Origin of the sequence: Shewanella sp. UCD-KL12 (genome assembly GCF_001957125.1) — a bacterium.
In the GTDB taxonomy this organism is placed as follows: domain Bacteria; phylum Pseudomonadota; class Gammaproteobacteria; order Enterobacterales; family Shewanellaceae; genus Shewanella.
This window is the reverse complement of record NZ_MPHJ01000037.1, coordinates 1-2,204: the sequence shown is the minus strand read 5'-3', so window position 1 is coordinate 2,204 and position 2,204 is coordinate 1. Positions and strand designations below refer to the sequence as shown.

At 44.6% G+C, this 2,204-nt stretch carries 2 rRNA genes; both read left to right on the top strand.

Features of this window, described 5'->3' with window-relative positions:
- The first annotated feature begins 174 nt into the window (after positions 1–174).
- Positions 175–290: ribosomal RNA gene (gene rrf / locus BM736_RS24660) — 5S ribosomal RNA — on the top strand.
- 1,627 nt (positions 291–1,917) lie between these two features.
- Positions 1,918–2,204 (top strand): 16S ribosomal RNA (locus BM736_RS24655); the annotation flags it as partial.

Sequence of the window (2,204 nt, the reverse complement as noted above, 5' to 3'; positions counted from 1 at the left end):
AAGCGTTGTGAGGCGTTGAGCTAACTTGTACTAATGACTCGTGAGGCTTAACCATACAACCCAGATGGGTTTGTGGTGATTAGTGATGATTACTTTACAAGCACAAAAGAATACGACTTGATTTAAGTTAGAATGATTATAAAACCCAATTAGCTTTTCAAATTTCCAAATTAGTCTGGAAACCATAGCATTGTGGCCCCACCTGATCCCATCTCGAACTCAGAAGTGAAACGCAATAGCGCCGATGGTAGTGTGGGGTCTCCCCATGTGAGAGTAGGTCATTTCCAGGCGCCTAATTAAGTAGAGAAGCCACCTTATTAAGGTGGCTTTTTTGCGTTTGGGCTTTTTAAAATATTTCAAAGTTTATGTCTCGAACTTGCCCGCAGCGAAATCAGGTGGCTTATCCACTTAAGCACGTGCGTGCAATACCAACTCCCGACGTCGGTCGATAAATGCTCCTCGGCTCTAGCATCCTCGGTAACCGCTCCTGCGTTACCCTACCTCCTGAATCCATTCAGTCGTGCTACGCTCTACCTCCTATATCCATATAGTCGTTCAATATCGACACTTCGCCATCCATGGCGGTCGACCCGCCGCTGAGCTTGGTCAGAAACTGCATCCATGCGTTTCTGACATTCGACACTTCCATGTGCCTAGCCTCCGCCTTCGCAAGAAGTTACTCTCGCTACGAGCTAGCAATGTACTTCGTACATAAACCGCAATCTCTCCGCCCCCATGTGTTCGCTTCGCGAACGTCGAGAGTAGGTCATTTCCAGGCGCCTAATAAACGGTTAATCTCAATAAACTGGTACAGGTTAATATAAACGTGGAGGGTGGCGACCTACATGGATGTAGGAAGTGCAGTTTATGCAGGATGCATTAAACTGCCCCGTAGCTGACCATGACAGGCGCACTCTTAATTTAAGTAGAGAAGCCACCACTCTTATAAGTTAAGAGCAGGTGGCTTATAAAGAGCCGACGTCGGTCGATAAATGCTCCTCGATGAAAGCTGATGTACTATTCTACATTCCTCTCTCTTACTTTCTTACTTTCTTGTTATCCATACCGTCGTGCATATTTGATGCTTCTCACGTCCTTATGGAGAAATATTGAAATATCTTGTGCTTCAGCAACAGACAATGGACTAAATCATTGTGTAATTTGACCTTTAGTGCATGCCCTCTTGAGGGTTACTTAATTGCATAGTTCAAAGCATTTGATTGTCTTTCTGATATGAACTTAGTTTGCGGGCATTCAGGCGTAAGCCATTTCGAATTCAAGGCTGCTACTGATATGTGTATTGCTTGCTCTCTTTTGTGGGTAACCCTGTGGGTATGTGGTGCGCAAAATGTAGTTAACTAGTGATTCTAGAAAAAAGCACTTTTTTAGATAATTAGCCCTTGCGCACTTTCTTAAACTCCCTATAATGCGCATCCACTGACACGGCACAGCAGACCAACTAACTAGTCAAAAGCTTTGATAGTACGGGACTTGCAGAGGTGTTAGAGGTTAGGTTTTTGATTGAAAACTTAGTCTGGTGAAAAGCGAGTATAAGTGGTTAGTAGATGTGCCTTACATACGAGAGTGTATAAGAAAGCGTCAGTTGAAAAACTTCTTATAATAAGCGCTTGACGTCAACAACGGGAAGTGTAGAATACGCCTCCTCAAGCCAGCGACCTAGCGTCAACGGCGGTGCTACTTAGCGCCACGTTCTTTAACAATACGAAACAAGAAATCTGTGTGGACATTCACAGGTGTTGAGTTATTCGAAATTGCTTCTTAGGAAGCAATCAAAAATTTAACTCAATGTAACGATGAGTGTTCATAGCAATATGTACAAACGTTTTTAAGATTCTTCCGAGTCTTCTAAACGAAATCAGAATTCATTGAGCCGGTTCTTAGGAACCAACAAAACTTTAATTGAAGAGTTTGATCATGGCTCAGATTGAACGCTGGCGGCAGGCCTAACACATGCAAGTCGAGCGGAAACAGGAAGGTGCTTGCACCTTTGCTGTCGAGCGGCGGACGGGTGAGTAATGCCTAGATATCTGCCTAGTCGTGGGGGATAACAGTTGGAAACGACTGCTAATACCGCATACGCCCTACGGGGGAAAGGAGGGGACCTTCGGGCCTTTCGCGATTAGATGAGTCTAGGTGGGATTAGCTAGTAGGTAAGGTAATGGCTTACCTAGGCGACGATCCCT